Consider the following 14607-nt stretch of genomic DNA (forward strand, 5'->3'; position numbering starts at 1 on the left):
AAAAGCGGAGAATCAGCTATCCTTTTCCCTGAAACCTCATCAACTCAAAGGGAGAATCGTGATGACCATGTACGCAACGCTTGAAGAAGCCATTGACGCTGCACGCGAAGAATTTCTTGCAGACAACCCCGGCATCGACGCCGAAGATGCGAATGTGCAACAGTTCAATGCCCAAAAATACGTTTTGCAGGACGGCGACATCATGTGGCAAGTTGAGTTTTTTGCCGACGAAGGGGAAGAAGGTGAATGTTTACCTATGCTTAGCGGTGAAGCCGCGCAAAGTGTCTTTGATGGCGACTATGATGAGATAGAGATCCGCCAGGAGTGGCAGGAAGAGAATACATTACATGAATGGGGCGAGGGGGAATTTCAGCTTGAGCCACCGCTGGATACCGAGGAAGGACGCGCAGCAGCTGATGAGTGGGATGAACGTTAATTACTCATACGGGCCATGATGAATGTCGATCGGCAGCAGTAAAGTATCAAAAACCAGGGAGAATGGCAGATCAAGGATTGTGACATAACGCCAGGCGGAGTCACGCACATCCCATTGCACACCGGGATAATATTGGTTGCCATGCCCCTGCCCCGGTATAGTGCGGCTAATGATGCTGCCACAGCCACTCAGCAAGGTCACCATGATGCTCACCACAATTAAACGCATTTGATACCTCTTCCGTAAAAAAATACCGGCATAACGCCGGTATTTTTATTGGCTCGTTGTTTTTGCCAGATGTGGCGTGAACGCCTTATCCGACCTACAAAATCTTGCAAAATCAACACATTGCAGGAGCGATGTAGGCCTGATAAGCGTAGCGCATCAGGCAACTACGTTTTTATTGCGAAGCCGCATCCGGTTTACGCAATGCCAGTGGATTGAGCTTTATCCCTTCGTAATAACTCACCCATGAAGAATATCTCTCAGGGGAATTCCAGACGCGGAAATGCAGACGGGCCATCGTCACCGGATCGCTTAGCAGCACCAGGCGACGATCGCGATTCAGCTTCTCTGGCGTCTCGTTCAGCGCCTGTTCAACGTGGCGGTCACGGGCGATTTCCAGCACCTTACTGGCGCGGTGACGCGCGGTCGCCATTGCGGTTGCCAGAGCGTTAAATGACGGGTTAAACACTGCGTGCATAAAGCCATCGTCAAGGGAGCGTTGGCGATTCATCTCAAGGAACCGATCGGTATCAACCAGCACCTGCGGCGGTGAATACTCTTCCGGGATCAGGAACAGTTTCCAGCTTTTGGTGCGCAGACCAACGGTGGCACGGCTGGAAATCACCGAAACAAACGGTGACAGGATCAACGAGAAGACAATCGGTGCCAGCCAGAACAGGAAACGCAGATCCAACCACGCCATCCCAACAGCCCACACTAACCCTAACAGCAGCTGTGAGCCGTGGCGTTTGAACGCTTCACCCCAGGAAGTGGAGTCATCATCACGCTGCGGTGAATTCCACACCACTTCCCAGCCAAGGAACGCGCTGACGACGAAGACCGTATGGAACAGCATGCGTACCGGAGCCAGCAGCACGGAAAACAGCACTTCCAGCAGCAACGATAATGTAACGCGCCAGAAGCCGCCATATTCTTTCGTTCCTTTGCACCAAATAAGCAAAATGCTCAATAGCTTTGGCAGGAACAACAGCACCATGGTCGAAGCAAAAAGTGCAATCGCCAGCTCAGGACGCCACTGCGGCCACACCGGGAACAACTGCCGTGGTTGCAGGAAGTATTGCGGTTCGGTCAACGCATGCACTACCTGCAATGCAGTAGAGAGCGCGAGGAACATAAACCACAGCGGAGCGGAGAGATAAGACATCACGCCCGTCAGAAATACCGCACGGTGAACCGGGTGCATACCCTTCACCAGGAACAGACGGAAGTTCATCAGGTTACCGTGGCACCAGCGGCGGTCACGTTTTAGCTCATCAAGCAAGTTAGGCGGTAATTCTTCATAAGAACCCGGGAGATCGTAAGCAATCCAGACTCCCCAACCTGCACGGCGCATCAACGCAGCTTCCACGAAGTCATGTGACAGGATTGAACCGGCAAAGGAACCTTCGCCCGGCAGCGGAGCCAGTGCGCAGTGCTCGATAAACGGTTTCACGCGGATAATCGCGTTATGTCCCCAGTAGTGCGACTCGCCAAGTTGCCAGAAGTGCAAACCGGCTGTAAACAGTGGCCCATACACGCGAGTCGCGAACTGCTGACAGCGTGCATACAGCGTATCCATACCGGACGCTTTCGGCGACGACTGAATGATCCCGGCGTTCGGGTTGGCTTCCATCAAACGCACCAGGCCGCATAAACAATCACCGGTCATTACCGAGTCAGCATCCAGCACCACCATGTAGCTGTACTGGCTGCCCCAGCGACGGCAGAAGTCATCGATATTACCGCTTTTACGCTTCACGCGGCGACGGCGGCGGCGATAGAAAATCTGACCTTCGCCACCGACTTCAGCGATAAGCTCCATCCAGGCTTTTTGCTCTGCGACGCAGATATCCGGGTTATAACTGTCACTCAGAATGTAGACATCAAAGTGTTTGGCATTCCCGGTGGCTTTTACTGATTCCCACGTTGCACGCAAGCCAGCAAAAACACGGTTCACGTCTTCGTTACAGATAGGCATGATCAACGCCGTGCGATGCTCCGGGTTTAATGGTTCATCGCCAACTGTTGACGCAGATATACTGTATTTATCGCGACCAATAAGCAGTTGCAGGAACCCCATCAACGCCGTCCAGAATCCGGCGGACACCCAACAGAACAGTACCGCAAAGAGGATCAGGATACCGGTTTGCAGCATATAAGGCAGAAGCTGCATAAAGGAAACCCACAAATCCTGACCAACCATATCCATAGGATTAATCAGCGCCCAACCCTGATAAGGAAGAATGGTCTTCATATACCAGGTCGCGACGACAGTTTGCGCGAGCGTCAGGATCAACAGAATGTAACGGCGGATGGTACCGACGGTACGCCACTTTTGCTCGCTCTCCTGCTCTTCTTTGGTCAAACGAGCCAGATAGCGCGGCGTTACATCGCGTCCACGCAGGCGATCCCAGAAACGGCCTACCGGGTTGGTACGCCACGGGTCGGGAAACATCGAGGAGCGTTTTGCTTCTGGCATCGCCTTAAGCTGATCGCGCCCTTCGTCGTCTTTAATTAACTGTCCATCAGCAAGTGAATCTGGCCAGGCTTGTTCCAGACGCGCCTTTACCGAGCCTTGCGGGGAGTCATCCTCCCGCGCCCAGGTACGGTGGTCGGCATCCAGCGCCTGATGAACGGCGCGGATATCAGTCTTCGGCAATGCCGCTTTCTCGCTTGCGGCGATGGGCATTGCGTCAATGTACTCAGTTGTCTTATTCATTGGCAGGTAACTGGTAGCTCCAGGTTTCACTCAACGTCTGATCGGCATTCACCAGCGCAGCACGCATTTCAGTGGTTTTCTTGGCATCTTTCACTTTCACACGCATCACCAGACGCCAGCCTTTGGTAACCGGGTTATAGCGCACCGTGCTTTCAACTATCTCACCATTATCACCAATGCTGGTTTGCGCTGTGACCGGGGTATCCTCTGGCAGTTTTTTCATCTCTGCGCCGGTAAAATCGACCACAAAGGCGATAGTACCGTCAGGCTGGCGAATCAGGTTCGACTGCTTCACATCCCCCGTTGAACGACGCGTTTGTTGCACCCATGCGTTATCTGGCGCATGCAGTTTGTCTTCATCACGGCTGAAGGTGATGGTGTATTTAAAGTTCATCTCTTTACCCGGCTCCGGCAGCTGATCCGGCGTCCAGTAAGCGACGATGTTATCGTTGGTTTCATCGTTGGTTGGAATTTCCACCAGCTCAACGCTGCCTTTGCCCCACTCCCCTTTCGGAGTCACCCATGCGCTTGGACGAAGATCGTAACGATCATCGAGATCTTCAAAGCGGGAGAAATCACGACCGCGCTGCAACAGACCGAAGCCTTGCGGGTTTTCCATGGAGAAGCTGCTGACCGCTAAATGTTTCGGGTTATTCAACGGACGCCAGATCCATTCGCCATTACCAGCATGGATAGAGAGACCGTTAGAGTCGTGCAACTCCGGACGATAGTTATTTGCAGGCGACGGTTGGTTCGGCCCAAACAGGAACATACTGGTTAACGGTGCAACCCCCAGTTTGCCGACTTTATCGCGCAGATAGATTTTCGACTGCACATCCACAACCGTGTCACGCCCTGGCATAACTACGAATTTGTAAGCACCTGTCGCGCGCGGCGAGTCAAGCAATGCATAAATGGTTAAACGTTTATCAGTCGGTTTTGGACGCTCGATCCAGAACTCTTTGAAGCGTGGAAATTCTTCACCCGATGGCAAGGCGGTATCAATTGCCAGGCCGCGTGCAGAAAGGCCATAAACCTGACCTGCACCAATCACGCGGAAATAGCTGGCCCCGAGCATGCTGACGATTTCATCGTTTTTATCTTTGCTGTTGATCGGGTAAAGCACTTTAAAACCGGCAAAACCAAGGTCTTTTACCGTGTCTTTGTCATGCTGAACATCGCCGAAAGTGAAATAATCCGGGCTGTATTTGATTCGTTTGACTGCGGTGGCAGTCACTTCATTTATTTTGACCGGGGTATCGAAGTACATACCCTGATGGTAGAACTCGAGTTTGAATGGGGTCTTCAGATTGTTCCAGTACGCTTTGTCATGATTAAACTGGATCTGCTGATAGTCCGCGTATTTCATGTCGCGGAAAACGGAGGGCAAGTTGCTTTTGGGCGCATCATAGCCTTTCCCGGCTAAGGATTGAGCTTGCTTTGCGACATCATCAATACTGAAAGCCCAGCTTGAAGATGTATACAGGGTTAACATTACTGCAGCACTCAACCAACGCATTTTCATCATTTGTAGTTTATGTTTCATAATTAGTAAGCACTTCCCCCTTTGTGTGCTTATATCGATCCGATCTATTTTAATGGATAACCAGCCATTCCGACAACAGAATCCCGGTATCGTTCAGCACGCTGGCTCATGGATTAAGCACCTGATTGCAACCGTTTTCACTTTCCGTGCTTCTCCTAAAGACAGAAGCATCGACTTCGTGTAGGGTTTGCCAGCAAATTTATTTATCAACCGTCTTACAGACGCTTCCATTCTGGTTAGTGGTAGCGATGATGCTATGCATAAAAACCTTGAAGCCTGCGCCTGGCGCGGTCAGGTCGGTGTCGCTATGGCAACAAGCCTAAAGGCATAACCCGACAGGGATAAGACGAAAAATCCGAGATTAGTTAACCATATATGAATCCAGTACCCGCGCAACGTGAATATTTCCTCGACTCCATCCGCGCCTGGCTGATGTTGTTAGGGATCCCTTTTCATATTTCTTTAATCTATTCGAGCCATACATGGCATGTGAATAGCGCCGAACCGTCATTATGGCTGACCCTTTTTAATGACTTCATCCACTCGTTCCGCATGCAGGTATTTTTCGTTATATCCGGGTACTTTTCCTACATGCTTTTTTTACGCTATCCCTTGAAAAAATGGTGGAAAGTACGTGTCGAACGTGTAGGTATCCCGATGTTAACAGCCATCCCCCTACTGACATTGCCGCAATTTATTATGCTGCAATACGTCAAAGGGAAAGCGGAAAGTTGGCCTGGACTGTCATTGTATGACAAATATAATACGTTGGCCTGGGAATTAATATCACACCTGTGGTTTTTACTGGTGTTAGTGGTCATGACGACGCTGTGCGTCTGGATATTCAAACGTATCAGAAATAATTTAGAAAATTCTGATAAAACGAATAAAAAATTCTCGATGGTAAAACTATCGGTGATTTTTTTGTGCCTCGGCATCGGTTATGCGGTAATAAGAAGAACAATTTTTATTGTGTATCCGCCCATTCTGAGTAACGGCATGTTCAATTTTATTGTCATGCAAACGCTATTTTATTTGCCGTTCTTTATCCTCGGCGCACTGGCTTTCATTTTCCCTCATCTTAAAGCCTTGTTTACCACGCCGTCTCGTGGCTGTACCTTCGCAGCAGCATTGGCATTTGTCGCTTATTTACTCAACCAGCGCTATGGCAGTGGCGATGCCTGGATGTACGAAACCGAGTCGGTGATCACCATGGTCCTCGGTCTGTGGATGGTGAATGTGGTCTTCTCCTTCGGCCACCGTTTGCTTAACTTCCAGTCAGCGCGGGTGACTTACTTTGTTAATGCATCGCTGTTTATCTATCTGGTTCACCACCCGTTAACGCTGTTTTTCGGCGCGTACATTACACCGCACATCACATCCAACTGGCTTGGTTTTCTCTGTGGCCTGATATTCGTAGTAGGGATTGCGATAATTCTGTATGAAATTCATTTACGCATCCCGTTACTGAAGTTTTTGTTCTCTGGTAAACCGGTTGTTAAGCGTGAGAACGATAAAGCACCAGCCCGTTAAGCCGCGTTTATAATAACCATTCCACAGGCAATATCGACGCCAGTCTGACCATAACCCGCTTCCAGAAACTGGTGGCGGGTTCTTTTTTGAGAACAATTTCTTTCTTTGCATGACGATCAACCCAGTTGATCCGTCCCCACCTGTCCAGACGGAGCTGCCAGGCCGCATCATACTGGCTCTGAATAAAGCGTTTATCAATTAACTGTGCCAGCGTTTCGCTCTCTATCACGAACCCCATTTCAGTATTGAGCAATGTCGAACGCGGATCGAAATTGAAAGAGCCGATAAACACCGTTTTACCATCGATGCTAAAGGTTTTAGCATGCAGGCTGGCACCGGAATTACCGGTTATGCCGCGATCGTGTAACGTACTACTTTGTTCACGCGTCGGCTTGAGTTCATATAATTCCACGCCGTAGCGGAGCAATTTTTTGCGCCAGCGCGCGTATCCGGCATGGACGACAGCAACATCGTTAGCGGCAAGAGAATTGGTTAGGATCGCAATCTTTACCCCTTTTCTCACCATCCGTAAGAGTTGCGCCACACCTGCGCGTGTCGGTACAAAATAGGAAGAGATAATATCGATGCGTTCACTGGGTGAGCCCATGATATCGAACAGGCGCTGCGGTAACAGTGAATGCCGTTTTGCCTTGCCCTCCCCTTTCGCCGGATCATCACTTAATAAACGTGTTTTCGCCCAGATAAGCGGCAACGTTCCATCAACCAGATGATTTATAAACGGGCTGGATTCCATTTTGCGTAAATAACGATGCGTCATGGCATCGTTGTGCCAGGATGCTGGTAACTCGATGCGATCCGCCATTTCACCTTCCGGGACATCCAGCACCTGCTGTAGGGGTGAAACCGATTTGCAATACCAGTAGCGGGCGAAATCATCGGCAACGTCCTCTACAACTGGTCCTATTGCCATGACATCTAAATCCGAAAAAAGTGGCTCTTCCCCTGCACCAAAATAGGCATCACCAATATTTCGCCCCCCTACCAGCGTCACCACGCCATCAACAGTGAAACTTTTATTGTGCATACGGCGATTGAGACGGGAAAAGTCGGTGATATAACCAAGCGGACGTAGCAAGCGAAACGAGAAAGGATTAAAAAGCCGGACTTCAATGCGGGGATGACTGTCAAGCAAGCGTAAAATGTCGTCAAGTCCGGGTGTATTGTTGTCGTCCAGCAACAAACGGACGCGAACGCCACGCTTTGCTGCGGCTAACAGGGCGGAAAAGAGTAACCGACCCGACATATCGTCCTGCCAGATGTAATACTGAACATCCAGCGTATGCTCTGCCATTTCGGCCAGACGATACCGGGCGGCAAACGCATCCAGACTTTTCTCCAGAGGGAAAAGGCCACACTGACCGGGATGTTGCGAACACAGTGGCAGCACCGCGCTCGCCAGCCGGGGCAAATCATTCATCTCCTTGTTGGGTAAGGAGTCTTTCGTAGAGGTGGGTGTTTTCTTCATCATAACAGACAAAATATACCTGTTCGGGTAAAGCGTGACGGGTAATAAATTCTGAAACGGTTTTTACTGCGATTTCAGCCGCTGCCGCACGAGGGTAACCATAAACCCCAGTACTGATTGCAGGAAATGCCACTGACGTATAGCTGTTTGCCGCCACCAGTCGCAGACTATTGAGATAGGCATCCTGCAAAAGCTGGTCTTCGTTTTGTTCACCACCACGCCAGACTGGCCCGACGGTGTGCACTACGGCTTTAGCGGGAAGATCGCCTGCAAGCGTAATAACGGCATGCCCCGTAGGGCAATCGCCCTGCTGTTGCCTGACTTTTAAACAGGCATCCAGCAGAGCCGGACCCGCTGCGCGATGAATGGCCCCATCGACGCCGCCGCCTCCCATTAATGACGGATTAGCCGCATTCACAATCACATCAACGGCCAGTTTGGTAATATCACCCTGCACAACATGAATACGCGTTTTCATAACGCCTCCTTACACCTTCTTGTTTCTTAAGTGTACAGCAGGCTTTTTGGTTAAATCGCATTTTTCTGCTCAGCAAGGTGAGTTGTTCAGAAACTTAGTTATATTCGATGTTCATTACAGCCAGCTTTTTCTGTTTATCAAGATACTGCACTTTTACTGAGGCTATTTGCGCGTTTTTGACATTGCCGCTCATTAACGCTTTGCTGGAATAGGTTCTGCCCGGAACAGAGCCATTCTGTGGGCAGTTCATTTCTACGGGTGATGACTGGGTGCTGACGTCACATGCTGGTTCCACAATTTGGCCATAAAAATGGATCACGCCCCCTTGCGCGCTGCTTCCTGCGATGGCAATAAAAGGAAAAAACAAACTGCCGAGCATAAGAGAGTTTAAAAAAGGTCTGAACATTTATTCTATTTCCTCAATGATTAGTCATCCTTGAGGGTTGTGTTATCCATACTTTCAGGTTGGCTGATCCGCAGCAGACCATTCTCTCCAGATTCATCTTATGCTCGATATTTCAACAAATTAAGACTTTTCTGAAGAGGGCGGCCATTGTTGTGATAAATGAAGTGACTGTCCATCAGAAACAGTAACAACTATTTTCACCCGATCGTCCGGGGAAATATTTAAACTCAACTTCGTCAAAGCAATGGGTTGATTAGCAGGCAATGAGAGGGTCTTTTCTTGCTTCGTCTGACTTTGCCCTGAACTGCCTTCGCGCAGGGACAATATTTGTACTCTGCACAGACAAGATTGAGTAAGAGTGACTTCAGGAATAATGGTGTACATATCCCCTTGCTGGGTCGTATTAAAGGTTATCTGACTGGAAAGTGCCGCAAGGAGTAATAACGCATTCATATTCTTCTCCCGAAAAAAAACAGGGCTTGCGCCCTGTTTCTTTAATACAGATGTGTATTAGTACTGATGAGCGGTCGCGTTGTTACCAAAGCCAACCTGAGTGACGTTAACGCTGGAGTTAGATGCAGTCTGGTCAACAGCAGCACCGTTACCGCCACCGAACTGTTTAACAGTCATAGTAGAATCTTTACCATTCCACTGATCAAGAGTAGCGCTGTTGCCGAAACCACGCTGAGTCAGATCGATTGAGCTGTCATCAGAACCTTGGCCAACATCTGCGCCGTTACCGCCGCCGTGCTGGGTAATGGTCAGATCAGAGTTACGGGCGTCAGCTTGCAGAGCAAGTGCAGAGTTACCACCACCGTACTGGTAAATGTTCAGCTCTGAATTTGGGCCGCTATTATTACCGCCACCACCGTGGTTACCGCCGCCGCCGTACTGAGGAACAACACCTGCCAGAGCGCTACCGGAGAATACGATTGCTGCAATTGCTGCTACTTTTAAAAGTTTCATGTAAAACCCCCATCGGATTGATTTAAAAGTCGAATAGTAATTAACGTTGTGTCACGCGAATTGCCATTTGCGACTGTCTCTGCACTACAATTGCCGTTTTTTGAGTACCATACTGTGTAATATTTGCTTTATTACCAGAACCTTTCTGGATAATCATCGCAGTATTACCATAAGCACCTTGCGAAATACTGGCATCGTTGGCACTGCCCGCCTGATCAATATATGCAAGGTTATAATCTCCTGTCTGGTCAATCTTTGCCCGATTGCTACTACCTTCTTGCGCAACAACCGCCAAAAGTTTTGAGCCTCCCTGCCGTAACTGAGCACTATTATTAGTCCCAGCTTGACCAATTATGGCTGCCTGATTAAATGAAGACTTACTCAATTCATTTACCGCGAAGTTATATTCTGAATTAGCTAAATCATAACCTGCTGCGGCTGCAATCCCAGGCGCACCCAGTATTGTTAACATCATAAATAACAATTTGTTTTTCATGTTGTCACCCTGGACCTGGTCGTACACTTAAGAAATTAAATCATTTCAACTTGGTTGTTAACGCAACCTGTATTTTGTTAACGCTGCGTTACGATGGAAAGTATGTCTGCGGAAATATTTTTAATAACTCACCCGCGCGTTGTATTTTTCTTTTTTTGTTCATACCAAAGTATTAAAACCCACGTAAATACGCTGTTATCTACGCAAAAAAATATTTTGTTTTCTTTTAAATCTCCGTTTTCCGCAATCAAAAATCACCAGACAGCCATTCTTCTTGCCCGTCGCTGATTGCTGCGATATGTCTTGCGCACAAGCCGTGACAAACCTCGTCTTTTTGCAGTAAAAAATTGTCCACGGAGGTGTGAAGAAAAAACAAGAACGTTTTACATGACGAAAGGACTACACCGAAATATTTTTTATATGCATTATTAGTAAGTTAGCACCATTTGTATGATTTTTTAAAATTGTGCAATAAAAACCAAATGTACAACTTTTCTATCATTTCTAAACTTAATAAAACCTTAAGTTTAACATTTTAATATAACGAGTTACATTTAGTTACATGTTTAACACTTGATTTAAGATTTGTAATGGCTAGATTGAAATCAGATGTAATCCATTAGTTTTATATTTTACCCATTTAGGGCTGATTTATTACTACACACAGCAGTGCAACATCTGTCAGTACTTCTGGTGCTTCTATTTTAGAGGCAGCTGTCAGGTGTGCGATCAATAAAAAAAGCGGGGTTTCATCATGTTTAATGAAGTCCATAGTATTCATGGTCATACATTATTGTTGATCACCAAACCTTCTTTGCAGGCGACAGCTCTCTTGCAGCACCTTAAACAATCGCTGGCAATTACAGGAAAATTACATAATATTCAACGTTCTCTGGACGATATATCTTCAGGCTCTATTATTCTTCTGGATATGATGGAAGCGGATAAAAAGCTTATCCATTATTGGCAGGATACTTTGAGCAGGAAAAACAACAATATCAAAATATTGTTGCTAAATACGCCTGAAGATTACCCGTACCGCGACATTGAAAACTGGCCTCATATCAACGGCGTTTTTTATGCCATGGAGGATCAAGAACGTGTTGTCAATGGGTTGCAAGGCGTCCTGCGCGGCGAATGCTACTTTACGCAAAAGCTTGCCAGTTACCTGATTACGCATTCAGGTAACTATCGTTATAACAGCACGGAATCAGCCCTCCTTACTCATCGGGAAAAAGAGATCCTGAATAAGCTGCGTATCGGCGCGTCTAATAACGAGATCGCTCGTTCGTTGTTCATCAGCGAAAATACGGTTAAAACGCATCTTTATAATCTTTTCAAGAAGATAGCCGTAAAAAACCGGACACAAGCGGTTTCCTGGGCAAACGATAACCTCAGGCGATAAAGCCATGAAACGTTATTTACGCTGGATTGTGGCGGCAGAATTTCTGTTCGCCGCAGGGAATCTTCACGCCGTTGAGGTAGAAGTCCCGGGATTGTTAACTGACCATACTGTTTCATCTATTGGCCATGATTTTTACCGAGCCTTTAGTGATAAATGGGAAAGTGACTATACGGGTAACTTAACGATTAATGAAAGGCCCAGTGCACGATGGGGAAGCTGGATCACTATAACGGTCAATCAGGACGTTATTTTCCAGACTTTTTTATTCCCGTTGAAAAGAGACTTCGAAAAAACTGTCGTCTTTGCACTGATTCAAACTGAAGAAGCACTAAATCGTCGCCAGATAAATCAGGCGTTATTAAGTACGGGCGATTTGGCGCATGATGAATTCTAAATAAAAAATTGTTCGGAGGCTGCAATGCGTGTCAAACATGCAGTAGTTCTACTCATGCTTATTTCGCCATTAAGTTGGGCTGGAACCATGACTTTTCAGTTCCGTAATCCAAACTTTGGTGGTAACCCAAATAATGGCGCTTTTTTATTAAATAGCGCCCAGGCACAAAACTCGTATAAAGATCCGAGCTATAACGATGACTATGGTATTGAAACACCCTCAGCGTTAGATAACTTTACTCAGGCCATCCAGTCACAAATTTTAGGTGGGCTACTGTCGAATATTAATACCGGTAAACCGGGCCGCATGGTGACCAACGATTATATTGTTGATATTGCTAACCGCGATGGTCAATTGCAGTTGAACGTGACAGATCGTAAAACCGGACAAACCTCGACCATCCAGGTTTCGGGTTTACAAAATAACTCAACCGATTTTTAAGCCCCAGCTTCATAAGGAAAATAATCATGCAGCGCTTATTTCTTTTGGTTGCCGTCATGTTACTGAGCGGATGCTTAACCGCCCCGCCTAAAGAAGCCGCCAGACCGACATTAATGCCTCGTGCTCAGAGCTACAAAGATTTGACCCATCTGCCAGCGCCGACGGGTAAGATCTTTGTTTCGGTATACAACATTCAGGACGAAACCGGGCAATTTAAACCCTACCCGGCAAGTAACTTCTCCACTGCTGTTCCGCAAAGCGCCACGGCAATGCTGGTCACGGCATTGAAAGATTCTCGCTGGTTTATACCGCTGGAGCGCCAGGGCTTACAAAACCTGCTTAACGAGCGCAAGATTATTCGTGCGGCACAAGAAAACGGTACGGTTGCCATTAATAACCGAATCCCGCTGCAGTCTTTAACGGCGGCAAATATCATGGTTGAAGGTTCGATTATCGGTTATGAAAGCAACGTTAAATCGGGCGGTGTTGGGGCAAGATATTTTGGGATCGGTGCCGACACGCAATACCAGCTCGATCAGATTGCCGTGAACCTGCGCGTCGTCAATGTGAGTACCGGTGAGATCCTCTCCTCGGTGAACACCAGTAAGACGATACTTTCCTATGAAGTTCAGGCGGGGGTCTTCCGCTTTATTGACTACCAGCGCTTGCTGGAAGGGGAAGTAGGTTACACCTCGAACGAACCCGTTATGCTGTGCCTGATGTCGGCTATCGAAACAGGCGTCATTTTCCTGATTAATGATGGTATCGACCGCGGTCTTTGGGATTTGCAGAACAAAGCAGAACGGCAGAATGACATTCTGGTGAAATACCGCCATATGTCGGTTCCACCGGAATCCTGATAGATAAAAATGCCGGAATTATCATCCGGCATTTTACTGTTTAAGCGAAAGCGTGAGTGCCCCTCACGCTTTATTTTTGATTTCCTGCTCACGGTGAGCGGTCTTCGTACTACGCACCGCCAGCCAAAGGCCGCTGTTTTTCATTGCGTAACCAAATATCAACCCGAGCGCCAGCGAAGGTAACACCAGTTTCCAGTCACCCTGCCCGGCAAACGTCGCGCATGCGCCTATAAACGTTCCCGGAACAAATGAAAACAGCAGCTGTTTGGCCTGAATACACATCAGAAACGCGACAATACCGGTTATGACATAACCGAGAATTTCCAGATGTGGTGCCAGTGCACTACCGTAAATAATGACCATCGCCCACACCACGCCACTAAGCAGGGTTGCAGCGGAGATCGCCAGCCCTTTCAGCCCACCTTGCGGGCAGGCAAAGTAGGCCGTACAGCCCAGGAAGCCCGCCCAGCTTAGTAAGCCCAGGGAAACAGCCACCCATCCCCAGATACCGGAGAGAATGCCTGTTGTGATTGCAATAGAGAGAAGTATGTTCATGCCGCGCATGATAGCAGAAAACGCGGCCATGAATGAGATCGAGCACACATTTTATGCAACAACAAATTATCTGTTGCAGTTATGAGTGATGCAGATCACATTTACTCTTCAGAATCTTCTTCCAGCTCGTCCCACATTGCACTAATAGCATCGCGGGTTAGCGGTGCCATGGTGCGCCAGAAAGGCGTAGTTGCATGGGCCTCCACTTTGCCAAGGAACGCACCACACCAGGGTAACAGATACTCACTGAACAGTGTTTCCAGTGCTTCGCTCTCATCTTCCGTTGACTGATCTTCCAGCCAGGAAGCCGCGAGCAGCAATGTGCCGATGTGATCGGCTGGCGTATCCGCTAATGGCATCCCCCGTTCGGAAAGAAAAGCGCGCACTTCCGCTTCCGTCGCGCCCTCAACCCATGCGCTACGATATGGCGGCACAGCACATTCATCGCCGATAAACAACGCATTGTAATCGGCAGAGACTTGCGCCATATCACAGCTTTTCTGTAAACGCGTCAGTAACTCATCCTGCTCCAGTGGCCAGTTCGCAGCCAGTTTCCCCTCACGAATCAGGGTAAACAGCGGCACCAGTAAAGGATCTTGCGGTTGGCGGTAATAGAGCGAACCCAGCACACGACAGAGGATAGAAAACTCGTTCATTAATA

Annotated in this window: 17 protein-coding genes; 6 read left to right on the plus strand and 11 right to left on the minus strand. The window is 48.1% G+C overall.

The genetic code is table 11. The annotated features are described in order from the left end of the window. Positions 1-61 precede the first annotated feature (61 nt). Positions 62-436, plus strand: a complete 375-nt coding sequence (locus ACJHYD_RS11525) for a MysB family protein (protein ID WP_001550947.1) — start codon at positions 62-64, stop codon at positions 434-436. Here the strand turns inward: ACJHYD_RS11525 and ACJHYD_RS11530 are convergent, their stop codons facing one another. From ACJHYD_RS11530 to mdoG, 3 genes are all read right to left on the minus strand, one after another. Beyond that, on the minus strand, positions 437-664 hold the full coding sequence (locus ACJHYD_RS11530) for a YceK/YidQ family lipoprotein (protein WP_001237205.1): 228 nt from the start codon (positions 662-664) through the stop codon (positions 437-439). A 172-nt stretch (positions 665-836) separates the two neighbouring features. Beyond that, positions 837-3380 (minus strand): glucans biosynthesis glucosyltransferase MdoH, encoded by a 2544-nt coding sequence (mdoH, locus tag ACJHYD_RS11535; protein WP_019842294.1) that lies wholly within the window; start codon positions 3378-3380, stop codon positions 837-839. Beyond that, the gene (gene mdoG, locus ACJHYD_RS11540; RefSeq protein ID WP_001467865.1) at positions 3373-4908 is read right to left on the minus strand and encodes a glucans biosynthesis protein MdoG; all 1536 of its coding nucleotides are present in this window, start codon (positions 4906-4908) and stop codon (positions 3373-3375) included. Before mdoG ends, mdoH begins: the two co-directional genes overlap by 8 nt. A gap of 393 nt (positions 4909-5301) precedes the next feature. Between mdoG and mdoC the strand changes: the two genes are divergently transcribed. After that, positions 5302-6459 (plus strand): glucans biosynthesis protein MdoC, encoded by a 1158-nt coding sequence (gene mdoC, locus ACJHYD_RS11545; protein ID WP_001070346.1) that lies wholly within the window; start codon positions 5302-5304, stop codon positions 6457-6459. Between the two features lie 7 nt (positions 6460-6466). On the opposite strand, the gene clsC is transcribed toward mdoC, so the two are convergent. The 6 genes from clsC to csgB all read right to left on the minus strand — a co-directional run bounded on the left by clsC (position 6467) and on the right by csgB (position 10291). Beyond that, positions 6467-7948: a cardiolipin synthase ClsC gene (gene clsC / locus ACJHYD_RS11550; protein ID WP_001305893.1), complete on the minus strand. Its 1482-nt coding sequence runs from the start codon at positions 7946-7948 to the stop codon at positions 6467-6469. Continuing rightward, the gene (ymdB, locus tag ACJHYD_RS11555; RefSeq protein ID WP_000857406.1) at positions 7890-8423 is read right to left on the minus strand and encodes an O-acetyl-ADP-ribose deacetylase; all 534 of its coding nucleotides are present in this window, start codon (positions 8421-8423) and stop codon (positions 7890-7892) included. Before ymdB ends, clsC begins: the two co-directional genes overlap by 59 nt. A 94-nt stretch (positions 8424-8517) precedes the next feature. Continuing rightward, positions 8518-8829 carry a protein YmdA gene (gene ymdA / locus ACJHYD_RS11560; protein WP_001550945.1) on the minus strand — a complete coding sequence of 104 codons (312 nt, stop codon included), beginning with the start codon at positions 8827-8829 and terminating at the stop codon, positions 8518-8520. A gap of 120 nt (positions 8830-8949) precedes the next feature. Beyond that, positions 8950-9282, minus strand: coding sequence for a curli assembly chaperone CsgC (gene csgC / locus ACJHYD_RS11565; protein WP_000992818.1), 333 nt, complete (start codon positions 9280-9282; stop codon positions 8950-8952). Between the two features lie 57 nt (positions 9283-9339). Beyond that, positions 9340-9795, minus strand: a complete 456-nt coding sequence (csgA, locus tag ACJHYD_RS11570; RefSeq protein ID WP_000771435.1) for a curli major subunit CsgA — start codon at positions 9793-9795, stop codon at positions 9340-9342. Between the two features lie 40 nt (positions 9796-9835). Continuing rightward, entirely contained in the window at positions 9836-10291 is a 456-nt protein-coding gene (gene csgB, locus ACJHYD_RS11575) for a curli minor subunit CsgB (RefSeq protein ID WP_000791650.1), read from the minus strand. 754 nt (positions 10292-11045) lie between these two features. Between csgB and csgD the strand changes: the two genes are divergently transcribed. The 4 genes from csgD to csgG are packed head-to-tail and all read left to right on the plus strand — an operon-like array spanning position 11046 to position 13391. After that, a complete protein-coding gene (gene csgD / locus ACJHYD_RS11580) occupies positions 11046-11696 on the plus strand; it encodes a biofilm master transcriptional regulator CsgD (RefSeq protein WP_000481500.1) in 651 nt (216 codons plus the stop codon). A gap of 4 nt (positions 11697-11700) precedes the next feature. Next, positions 11701-12090, plus strand: a complete 390-nt coding sequence (gene csgE / locus ACJHYD_RS11585) for a curli production assembly/transport protein CsgE (RefSeq protein WP_000833288.1) — start codon at positions 11701-11703, stop codon at positions 12088-12090. 24 nt (positions 12091-12114) lie between these two features. After that, positions 12115-12531, plus strand: coding sequence for a curli production assembly/transport protein CsgF (gene csgF / locus ACJHYD_RS11590; RefSeq protein WP_001264096.1), 417 nt, complete (start codon positions 12115-12117; stop codon positions 12529-12531). A 26-nt stretch (positions 12532-12557) separates the two neighbouring features. Further along, complete coding sequence (gene csgG, locus ACJHYD_RS11595) at positions 12558-13391, plus strand: curli production assembly/transport protein CsgG (RefSeq protein WP_001189321.1); 834 nt, start codon at positions 12558-12560, stop codon at positions 13389-13391. Between the two features lie 63 nt (positions 13392-13454). Here csgG and ACJHYD_RS11600 read toward each other — a convergent pair whose 3' ends face one another. Both ACJHYD_RS11600 and ycdY read right to left on the minus strand, forming a co-directional pair. Next, positions 13455-13946 carry a DUF1097 domain-containing protein gene (locus ACJHYD_RS11600; protein WP_032145787.1) on the minus strand — a complete coding sequence of 164 codons (492 nt, stop codon included), beginning with the start codon at positions 13944-13946 and terminating at the stop codon, positions 13455-13457. Between the two features lie 101 nt (positions 13947-14047). Beyond that, positions 14048-14602 (minus strand): molecular chaperone YcdY, encoded by a 555-nt coding sequence (ycdY, locus tag ACJHYD_RS11605; RefSeq protein ID WP_001001909.1) that lies wholly within the window; start codon positions 14600-14602, stop codon positions 14048-14050. Positions 14603-14607: the final 5 nt, after the last annotated feature.

Source organism: Escherichia sp. WS1368 (assembly GCF_046487485.1).
Lineage (GTDB): Bacteria > Pseudomonadota > Gammaproteobacteria > Enterobacterales > Enterobacteriaceae > Escherichia > Escherichia coli.

Bases quoted from the DNA above. Each gene is read 5' to 3' on its own strand.
- csgF (WP_001264096.1), top strand. From the start codon at position 12,115: ATGCGTGTCAAACATGCAGTAGTTCTACTCATGCTTATTTCGCCATTA.
- csgA (WP_000771435.1), bottom strand. From the start codon at position 9,795: ATGAAACTTTTAAAAGTAGCAGCAATTGCAGCAATCGTATTCTCCGGT.
- mdoH (WP_019842294.1), bottom strand. From the start codon at position 3,380: ATGAATAAGACAACTGAGTACATTGACGCAATGCCCATCGCCGCAAGC.
- mdoC (WP_001070346.1), top strand. From the start codon at position 5,302: ATGAATCCAGTACCCGCGCAACGTGAATATTTCCTCGACTCCATCCGC.
- csgC (WP_000992818.1), bottom strand. From the start codon at position 9,282: ATGAATGCGTTATTACTCCTTGCGGCACTTTCCAGTCAGATAACCTTT.
- csgE (WP_000833288.1), top strand. From the start codon at position 11,701: ATGAAACGTTATTTACGCTGGATTGTGGCGGCAGAATTTCTGTTCGCC.
- ACJHYD_RS11600 (WP_032145787.1), bottom strand. From the start codon at position 13,946: ATGAACATACTTCTCTCTATTGCAATCACAACAGGCATTCTCTCCGGT.
- mdoG (WP_001467865.1), bottom strand. From the start codon at position 4,908: ATGATGAAAATGCGTTGGTTGAGTGCTGCAGTAATGTTAACCCTGTAT.
- csgD (WP_000481500.1), top strand. From the start codon at position 11,046: ATGTTTAATGAAGTCCATAGTATTCATGGTCATACATTATTGTTGATC.
- ACJHYD_RS11530 (WP_001237205.1), bottom strand. From the start codon at position 664: ATGCGTTTAATTGTGGTGAGCATCATGGTGACCTTGCTGAGTGGCTGT.
- clsC (WP_001305893.1), bottom strand. From the start codon at position 7,948: ATGATGAAGAAAACACCCACCTCTACGAAAGACTCCTTACCCAACAAG.
- ycdY (WP_001001909.1), bottom strand. From the start codon at position 14,602: ATGAACGAGTTTTCTATCCTCTGTCGTGTGCTGGGTTCGCTCTATTAC.
- ymdA (WP_001550945.1), bottom strand. From the start codon at position 8,829: ATGTTCAGACCTTTTTTAAACTCTCTTATGCTCGGCAGTTTGTTTTTT.
- ymdB (WP_000857406.1), bottom strand. From the start codon at position 8,423: ATGAAAACGCGTATTCATGTTGTGCAGGGTGATATTACCAAACTGGCC.
- csgB (WP_000791650.1), bottom strand. From the start codon at position 10,291: ATGAAAAACAAATTGTTATTTATGATGTTAACAATACTGGGTGCGCCT.
- csgG (WP_001189321.1), top strand. From the start codon at position 12,558: ATGCAGCGCTTATTTCTTTTGGTTGCCGTCATGTTACTGAGCGGATGC.
- ACJHYD_RS11525 (WP_001550947.1), top strand. From the start codon at position 62: ATGACCATGTACGCAACGCTTGAAGAAGCCATTGACGCTGCACGCGAA.